The sequence below is a fragment of the Sandarakinorhabdus sp. genome (genome assembly GCF_040398645.1).
GTDB lineage: Bacteria > Pseudomonadota > Alphaproteobacteria > Sphingomonadales > Sphingomonadaceae > Sandarakinorhabdus.
In genome coordinates, this window is record NZ_JBBATR010000058.1 from 6,053 (window position 1) to 14,408 (window position 8,356).

Genomic DNA, 8,356 nt, shown 5'->3' on the forward strand with positions numbered 1-8,356 from the left:
AATGAAATCATCGTGGTGGGCGATCCCATCCGCGCTGGCCGCATTGCCGGCTCCGCGGCGCTCGTCACCGAAACCGATATGAAGCGCAGCCGCGTGTTCACCGTCAACGATGCGCTGCGCCAGGTCGCCGGCGTGTTCCCGCGTGATGAAGAAGGCGCCGGCGCCCGCCCCAATATCGGCATTCGCGGCCTCAATCCGATTCGGTCCACCAAGGTGCTGCTGCTTGAAGATGGTGTGCCGCTGGGCTTTGCGCCTTACGGCGACAATTCGGCCTATTATCATCCGCCCATCGAACGCTTCAACCGGATTGAGGTGCTGAAGGGTGCCGGTCAGGTGCGCTTTGGCCCGCAAACCATCGGCGGCGTCATCAACTACATCACCCCGGATACACCCGATCAATTCACGGCGCGCTTCACCGGCAGCGCCGGCAACCGCGACACCCTCAATCTTGATGGGCTGATCGGCGGACGCGCGCTGGGCGGCGGCGTGCTGCTGCACATCAACCAGAAACAAACCGACGGCAATCGCGCCAACCAGCATCTGCGCTTCACCGATATCTATGCCAAGGCCAGCTGGGATCTGGGCGCTGATCACGGCATCACGCTCAAATTGTCGCGCTTTCGCGAAGATAGCCAGATCAGCTATTCGGGGCTGACCCGCGCCGAATTTGCCGCTGACCCGCGCGGCAATATGTTTGTGAACGATGATTTCCAGACCGAACGCCTGAGCGCGGCGCTCGCCCACCGCTGGAACATCGCCGACGGGGCCACCCTGCGCACCACCGGCTATTATCATTATTTCGCCCGCGATTGGTGGCGGCAATCATCCAACAGCGGCCAGCGCCCCAACGATGCCAGCGATCCGGCTTGCGGCGGGCTTGCCAATCTGAGCAGCAGCTGCGGCAACGAAGGCCGCCTGCGCAACTACGACACCTGGGGCGTCGATAGCCGGCTCAGCCTCGATCATGATCTGCTGGGGCTGGGCTTCAGCGGCGAGACCGAGCTTGGCATTCGTTTCCACGAAGAACGCCAGCGCCGCCGCCAACTGAATGGCGACACGCCCACCGCGCGCGCCGCCGGCACCGGTGTCAATGCCGGGGTGCGCGAAAACAACCAGCGCGATGCCTCTGCCTTTGCCGCCTTCTTCCAATCAAGGCTGGAATTTGGCGCGTTGGCACTGATTCCGGGGGTGCGCGCCGAGTTCATCGACTATGCAAGGCGCAATCTGCCGGTTGATGTGCTGGTCGCCGGCCGGCCCGGCGGCACCAGAACCACAGCGACCAGCGCGCAGGCCAATCTCGACAAATTGCTGCCCGGTATCGGCTTCACGCTGACGGCGGCGCCCGATGCCATCATCTATGGCGGCGTGCACCGCGGCTTCGCGCCGCCGCGCGTGGAGGATATCATCACGGCCGGCGGCGGATCGGTCGATCTGGATGCAGAGCTCAGCTGGAATTGGGAGGCTGGTATTCGCGGCACCATCGCCAAAGGCCTGAAGGGCGATGCCGCTGTATTCTTGATGGATTTTTCCAATCAGATCGTGTCGCAATCGGTGGCCGGCGGCATTGGCACCACACTCACGTCGGCCGGCAGCACGCTGCACCGCGGCGCGGAACTGTCGCTCACCTTGTCGAGCCGCGACGGCGGCTGGACAGATGCAGACACGGATGTGTTTGCCCGCGCGTCCGCCACCTGGGTTGCCGATGCCCGGTTCAACAGCACACGCATCGCCGTGGTGCCGTGTTTTGATGGCGCGGCCGCCGGCACATTGATCGCCACCGGTTCCGGCCCGGCGGCGTGCGGCGCGGCCCGCGATGTGCGCGGCAATCGCCTGCCCTACAGCCCCGAATGGCTGATCAACGCCGCTGTCGGCATCGAACACCAAGGCTTCACCGGCCAGGTCGAGGTGGTCGGCCAATCCAGCCTGTTCGGCGATGATACCAATCTGATCCCGGTAACCCCGGATGGCCAGCGCGGCCGCATCGGCGGCTGGGCGCAGCTGAATGTCGCGCTGTCCTACGGCCCGCCGCAGGGCAAATGGGAAGTGTTTGTTTCGGCGCGCAACCTGTTTGACCGCCTGTACGTGGTCGACCGCGCCCGCGGTGTGCTGCCGGGCCAGCCGCGGATTGTGCAGGCGGGCGTGACCGTTCGGTACTGATATTATGACAAGCGATAGACGAGCCTCCGGCGGGCAGGGGTGACCCCTGCACCCGTTTTGTTGGTTTGGTGCCATGTTTGATAGGTTGGGACCGAACCAAAACGAAAGTGGTGCAGGGCTCAGCCCTGCCCGCCGGAGGCTCTTTGCTCTTGTCTCAGGATTGATCAGCAAGCCTTGATTCCAGCTGGTCCGTTTCAGGCGCGCTGACGGACAAAAAAAGGGCGGTGCCAGCCGGCACCGCCCTTTTGTTTGTGCCGTTATCGGCGCGTCACGCTTCGCTGGAAGCGGCTTGCGCCTTGGGTGCTTTCTTGGCCTTCGGTTTCTTGATGGCCGGCACGATTTCGAAGGTCAGATCATTGTCCTTGGCGTGCACGCGCACTTCGCCGCCATTGACCAGCTTGCCGAACAACAGTTCCTCGGCCAGCTGCTGCTTGATCTTCTCCTGGATCAGCCGGCCCATCGGCCGTGCGCCATACATCCGGTCATAGCCGCGCTCGATCAGCCAGGCCTTGGCTTCTTCGGTCAGGCTGATGTGGACATCGCGGTCGGCCAGTTGCATTTCCAGTTGCAGCACGAACTTGTCGATCACCATCGCCACCACGCTTGGCGGCAGATAGGCAAACGGCACCACGGCATCCAGGCGGTTGCGGAATTCCGGGCTGAACATCTTCTTGATGGCTTCTTCGTCCTCCCCCTCGCGGGTGGTGGCGCCAAAGCCGATGCCTTCACGCGCCATGTCGGCGGCGCCGGCATTGGTCGTCATGATCAGGATGATGTTGCGGAAATCCACCGTCTTGCCGTGGTGATCGGTCAATTTTCCGTTGTCCATCACCTGCAGCAGGATGTTGAACAGATCGGGGTGCGCCTTTTCGATTTCATCAAGCAGCAGCACCGAATGCGGCTGCTGATCGACGGCATCCGTAAGCAACCCGCCCTGATCAAAGCCGACATAGCCGGGAGGCGCACCGATCAGCCGGCTGACCGAATGGCGTTCCATATATTCCGACATGTCGAACCGGGTGAGCGGGATGCCCATGATGCTGGCCAATTGCTTGGCCACTTCGGTCTTGCCCACCCCGGTCGGGCCGCTGAACAAATAGCAGCCGATCGGCTTGTTGGGTTCGCGCAGGCCCGCGCGGGCCAGCTTGATGGCGCTGGCCAGCTTCTGGATGGCGGCATCCTGGCCGAACACCACGCGCTTCAGATCGGCGTCCAGCGTTTGCAGCTGGGCCTTGTCGTCGGTCGAAACGCTCTTGGGCGGAATGCGCGCCATGGTGGCGATCACCGCTTCGACTTCTTTGACGCCGATGGTCTTCTTGCGCTTGTTTTCGGGCAGCAGCATCTGCGACGCACCGGTTTCATCGATCACGTCGATGGCCTTGTCCGGCAGCTTGCGGTCGTTGATGTAACGCGCCGAAAGCTCCACGGCCGCCTTGATGGCATCGGGTGTGTATTTCAGCTTGTGATGATCTTCATAGCTGGAGCGCAGGCCCATCAGTATCTTGATGCTGTCTTCCACGCTCGGTTCGTTCACGTCGATTTTCTGGAACCGGCGCAGCAGGGCGCGATCCTTTTCGAAGTGATTGCGAAACTCCTTGTAGGTGGTCGAACCGATGCAGCGGATCGCTCCCGACGACAGCGCCGGCTTGAGCAGATTGGAGGCATCCATCGCGCCGCCGCTGGTGGCGCCGGCACCGATCACCGTGTGGATCTCATCGATGAACAGCACCGCATCCGGCAGCTTTTCCAGCTCATTGACGACATTCTTCAGCCGCTCTTCGAAATCGCCGCGGTAGCGCGTGCCAGCCAGCAGCGCGCCCATATCCAGGCTGTAAATCACAGCAGGCTTCAGCACATCAGGCACCGCGCCTTCGACGATCTTGCGCGCCAGGCCTTCCGCGATCGCGGTTTTGCCCACGCCGGGATCACCCACATATAGCGGGTTGTTCTTGGAACGCCGGCACAGGATCTGGATGGTGCGGTCCACCTCGGCATGGCGGCCGATCAGCGGATCGACCTTGCCCAGCTTGGCCTTGTCATTCAGGTTGACGGTGAATTGCTTGAGCGCGCTCTCGCTGCCCTTTTTCTCGGACTTTTCGGCCTTGGCCGGCTTTTCCTCCGGCTCGTCGCGGCCATTGCCATTTTCGGCGGCGCCCTTGGGCGGCTTGGCTTCGGTTTGGCCGGATTTGGCGATGCCGTGGCTGATGAAGCTCACGGCGTCCAGCCGGGTCATGTCCTGCTGCTGCAGGAAAAACACGGCGTGGCTTTCGCGTTCGGAAAACAGCGCGACCAGCACGTTGGCGCCGGTCACTTCTTCGCGGCCGCTGGATTGCACATGCAGGATGGCGCGCTGCACCACCCGCTGGAAGCCGGCAGTGGGCGATGGATCGATGCTGGCATCGGCCTTCAGCGCCGACAATTCGGTGTCCAGATATTTGATCAGCTGGTTCTGCAGCTCATCCTGATCGACATTGCACGCCTTCAGCACCTGGGCGGCGTGCGTATCGGTGGTCAACGCCAGCAACAGATGCTCCAGCGTGGCATATTCGTGGGTACGGCGCGCAGCTTCCGCCAGAGCGTTGTGCAGTGTCTTTTCGAGTTCGCGGGTGAACGAGGGCATCGAAGTCTCCGGGACGCAGCCATCGTGGAATGAAGCTGCATCTGTTGCCGGCCGGGCCTGTCGCCTGGCCGAATTGGAATGTCTGCCTCGCCTGCCCAAACATCAAGGGGCAAACAGCCCATCCTGGTATTATTTGATGTGGCAAGGCCGCACAGCAAGTTCTGGCCAATTCGGCCCGCCGCCGCCATGATAGTCGCATTATCCTTGAGGAATCACCATGCTGCGGATCAATCTGGCAATACTGTCCCTCGCCCTGCCTGCGGCTGTCGCCGCCCAGCCTGCAATGATGATCGAACCGGCGCGGCCGGCAGTAGCGATGACAGGCTATCTGGCTGACCGGTCGCCGCTCACACTGGTGCGCTTGCTGCCGCCGCCGCCGCTGCCCGGCAGCAGCGAAGACAGCGCAGATCGCTACCTGTACCGCCTGAGCAAGCGCGGCATCGGCGGCCCGGATTGGCGCAAGGCGCAGGGCCAGCTCGGTATTGGCAGCCCCGATTACCAAAAGGCGGTGGCCTGCGCGCTGGGCGCCGCCGTTGCCGCGCCGGCAACCGCAAACACCATGAAGCTGCTGCAGCGCGCCGGCGCCGATCTGGCGCGCGCCGTGACCGCCGCCAAAGAGTATCACAAGCGCGCCCGCCCGTTCACCACCGATCGCGGCAAGGCCTGCGACCCCGCTTCGGCGGTGGATGGCGGGAAGGCGCTCGGCTTTGCCTATCCGTCCGGCCATGCCGCCGTGGGCTGGTTGTGGGGCCTGATCCTGGCCGATGCGCGGCCCGAACGCAGCGCCGCCCTGCTGAAATTTGGCAAGGAAACCGGTGATTTGCGCATCGCCTGCCGGGTGCACTGGGCATCCGATGTGGCCGGCGGCCGCCTGATGGCCACCGCACTGTATCAACAGATCGCCGACACCGCCGACTACAAGGCCGATCTCGCCAAAGCCAGCGCCGAGTTGAGCCTCGCGCCGGTGCCGGAGGGTTGTCCGGCCGGGTAAGAAATAGAAGCCTCCGGCGGGCAGGGCTGAGCCCTGCACCACTCTCGTTCTGGCTTGGTCCAAGCCTTTGAAACCAAGCCCCAAACCAACAACCGGGTGCAGGGGTCACCCCTGCCCGCCGGAGGCTGTTAATCTTCCGCCTTACACCGCCACCGCTTGATTGAACGGCGTATCCTTGTCCGGCCGCATGTCGCCCGGCAGGCCCAGCACGCGTTCGGCGATGATGTTGCGCAGGATTTCATCGGTGCCGCCCGCAATGCGCAGGCCGGCTGATCCGATATAGCTGCCTTGCAGCTTGGCCAGTTCCGGATCAGCATCGGCGCCGGCGACAAAGCCGTCCCCGCCGGCCAGATCGAGCGCGAAGCTGGCGAGATCCTGCATGGTCTTGGCCACCACCACCTTGGAAATCGACTGTTCCGGCCCCGGCATCTGGCCCTTTGACAGGGCGGACAGGGCGCGCATCTGGGTCAGCTTGATGCCCTGATCGTTGATATAGGTCTGCGCGATTTTCTGGCGGACATCGGATGCACCGATGGCTGGATTGCCGTCGGCACCGTCAACACCGCCGGCCAGCTTCATCAGCGTTTCATAGCCCGGGGCATAACGCGGCTTGCCGCCCACCGCGAGCCGCTCGTGCATCAGGGTGGTCAGCGCGACCTTCCAGCCATCGCCAACGGCGCCGAGCCGGTGCGAATCATTCACCCGCACGCCATCAAAAAACACTTCGTTGAAATCGCTGCCGCCCGACATCTGCTTGATGCCCTTCACGGTCACGCCCGGCGCTTTCATGTCCACAATGAACATGCTCAGGCCCTTGTGCTTGGGCAGGCTGGGATCGGTGCGGCACACCACGATGCCGAAATCCGATGCGTGGGCAAAGCTGGTCCACACCTTCTGGCCGTCGATCACCCAATCATCCCCGTCCTTCACCGCCTTGGTGCGGATACCGGCCAGATCGGAGCCGGCGGCCGGTTCGGAAAACAGCTGGCACCAGACTTCTTCGCCGACCAGCGCCTTGGGCACGTAACGCTGAATGGCATCGGGCTGGCCGTGGCTGAACACGGTGGGGATGCACATGCCCAGGCCGATGGAATACAGGCCCTGCGGCACGTGAAAGCGGCTTTCTTCCTGGCCGTAGATGATGCTGTGCATCGGCGACAGGCCCTGGCCGCCAAACATCTTGGGCCAGGTGATGCCGGTGTAGCCCGCCGCATGCTTCTTGGCCTGCCACGCCTTTGACCTTGCAATGAACTGCGGCAGCGTCTGGGTTTCGCTCATCGGCTCGCGATATTCGGCGGCGCTCACCTCAAGCCAGGCGCGCACCTGGGCGCGATATTCGGCTTCCTGGGCGTTGTCGTTGAAATCCATCTTGCTCTCCCTTTGAGCCAAGGCGCACTGCGCGCGCGGCTCATCCAAAATCATTTGCCAGAGCGTCTCGTCAGCGCGGCGCGCTGCCAAGACGGTGTTTTGTCACGCGGCGGCGCGGTTGCGCTGTTCCAGCGCGCGCACCAGCCGGTCCGCCCACCAGCCTCGCGGGCCAAGCGCGGCCACTGCCGTGCGGCCGCGCCGGTAGTAAAACTGGCAATCGCTTTCCCACGTGAAGCCGATGCCGCCGTGCAGCTGCACATTTTCCTCGGCACAAAAGCCCAGCGCATCCAGGCTGGCCACCCGCGCAGCCGCCGCGGCCTGGCGCAATTCCGGCCCGTTCATGCCGATCATCGCCACGCCGTGCAGGGCATGGGCGCGCGCCAGCTCCAGCTTGATATACATGTCGGCGCACTTGTGCTTGACCGACTGGTAACGGCCGATCTTCTGGCCAAAGGCCACGCGCGTCTTGGCATATTCGACGCTCATCGCCATCGCTGCGCCAGCGGTGCCGATGGCTTCGTAGGCGAGGATGATCGCAGCGCGGTCCAGCCAGTTCTGATAATCATCCGCCGTGCCCAGCGCTTCGCCCGGCGTGTTGTTCAGCGTCAGCTTGCCATGGCGGCGCACCAGATCGACGGTTTCGACGCTGGCAACATCCGCGCCGGCCAAATCCACGATGTAAAGTTGCGGGCCATCCGGGCCAGCGGCGGCCACAATCGCCATGTGCGCCAGGCCCAGATCGGCCACCGGCTGCTTCACGCCGGTCAGCATGCCGCCAGCGCTGCGGGTTTTCACCGTCGCCGGGGTGATGGCGCCGGGTTCGTTCCAGGCGACAACGGCGATGGTGGCGCCGCTGGCGATGCCGGGCAGCCACTTGGCCTGCTGCGCCTCGCTGCCCGCCAAAAGCAGTGCTTCGGTGGCGAGCAGGGTGGACACCAGCGGCACATGCGCCAGGCTGCCGCCGGCTGCCTCGGCCAGTTGCGCGACTTCTTCAACGCTCAGATCAAGGCCGCCGTGCGCTTCGGGCACGCGCGCCGCGGTCCAGCCCAGCTCGGCAATATCCTTCCACAGCGCCGCGTCCATCGCCGGCGCGCCGTCTGCCATCGCCTTGCGGGCGGGGCCAGTGCCGGCGCGCTCGGCCAGCAATTTGCGGGCCTGATCGCCAAGTGCCTTGGACTCGTCGGAAAAATCGAAATTCACAGCCGTTGCTCCCAAAACTT

Annotated in this window: 5 protein-coding genes; 2 read left to right on the forward strand and 3 right to left on the reverse strand. The window is 63.8% G+C overall.

Going from position 1 to position 8,356, the window contains the following annotated elements; genetic code table 11:
* Positions 1 to 2,157 (forward strand): TonB-dependent receptor family protein (locus tag ABWP50_RS11225; protein WP_353218072.1); only part of this gene is annotated, 2,157 nt, incomplete at its 5' end.
* A gap of 268 nt (positions 2,158 to 2,425) precedes the next feature.
* On the opposite strand, the gene clpA is transcribed toward ABWP50_RS11225, so the two are convergent.
* A complete protein-coding gene (gene clpA / locus ABWP50_RS11230) occupies positions 2,426 to 4,777 on the reverse strand; it encodes an ATP-dependent Clp protease ATP-binding subunit ClpA (protein ID WP_353218073.1) in 2,352 nt (783 codons plus the stop codon).
* A gap of 217 nt (positions 4,778 to 4,994) precedes the next feature.
* Here clpA and ABWP50_RS11235 point away from each other — a divergent pair, with 217 nt between their 5' ends.
* Positions 4,995 to 5,768 carry a phosphatase PAP2 family protein gene (locus ABWP50_RS11235; protein WP_353218074.1) on the forward strand — a complete coding sequence of 258 codons (774 nt, stop codon included), beginning with the start codon at positions 4,995 to 4,997 and terminating at the stop codon, positions 5,766 to 5,768.
* 141 nt (positions 5,769 to 5,909) lie between these two features.
* Here ABWP50_RS11235 and ABWP50_RS11240 read toward each other — a convergent pair whose 3' ends face one another.
* Both ABWP50_RS11240 and ABWP50_RS11245 read right to left on the reverse strand, forming a co-directional pair.
* Entirely contained in the window at positions 5,910 to 7,136 is a 1,227-nt protein-coding gene (locus ABWP50_RS11240) for an acyl-CoA dehydrogenase family protein (protein WP_353218075.1), read from the reverse strand.
* Positions 7,137 to 7,238: 102 nt separating this feature from the next.
* The coding region (locus ABWP50_RS11245) for an acyl-CoA dehydrogenase family protein (RefSeq protein ID WP_353218076.1) at positions 7,239 to 8,356 on the reverse strand (1,118 nt) is incomplete at its 5' end.

What these genes read in the sequence shown, in the direction of transcription:
- clpA (WP_353218073.1), bottom strand. Translation starts at nt 4,777, where the DNA reads ATGCCCTCGTTCACCCGCGAACTCGAAAAGACACTGCACAACGCTCTG.
- ABWP50_RS11235 (WP_353218074.1), top strand. Translation starts at nt 4,995, where the DNA reads ATGCTGCGGATCAATCTGGCAATACTGTCCCTCGCCCTGCCTGCGGCT.
- ABWP50_RS11240 (WP_353218075.1), bottom strand. Translation starts at nt 7,136, where the DNA reads ATGGATTTCAACGACAACGCCCAGGAAGCCGAATATCGCGCCCAGGTG.